Raw genomic sequence first — 363 nt, 5'->3', positions numbered from 1 at the left:
CGCTCTTAATGCTCAGCTAAAAGGAGATGAAGCTGGTTCTCGTAGTTTGTTTGAAAGTATTGCCCATGAAAATCCAGAACTCTTTTATGTTCAGGAAGCGAAGAAATATTTAAAATTAGTGAAATGAGAGTAATATATGAAATTGATTGAAAAAATAGTAAGTAGGGCGACAGAAAACACTCTGTTACAAATAGAAACTATTATTCAAATTAGTTCAGTCTTAGGAATATCTTTGGGAGTGATAGCAGTGATTCTAGAATCTAAAGGTAATGAAAAATTATGGTCGTTAATATTTATATCATTGATGTTGGGATTCCTTATTCTTGTTTTATATTTAAGATTTGTATCTAGAAAAGTTATTGT

The 363-nt window shown here is 30.0% G+C and carries 1 pseudogene; it reads left to right on the top strand.

Features of this window, described 5'->3' with window-relative positions:
• Window positions 1-136: 136 nt before the first annotated feature.
• Window positions 137-363 (top strand): annotated as a pseudogene (locus HMPREF2701_RS11310) (hypothetical protein); the annotation flags it as partial.

Source organism: Streptococcus sp. HMSC077D04 (genome assembly GCF_001808785.1).
Taxonomy (GTDB): Bacteria; Bacillota; Bacilli; order Lactobacillales; family Streptococcaceae; genus Streptococcus; species Streptococcus mitis_BX.
Note: the sequence above shows the minus strand (reverse complement) of the source record. Positions and strands in the feature narration are given on the sequence as shown.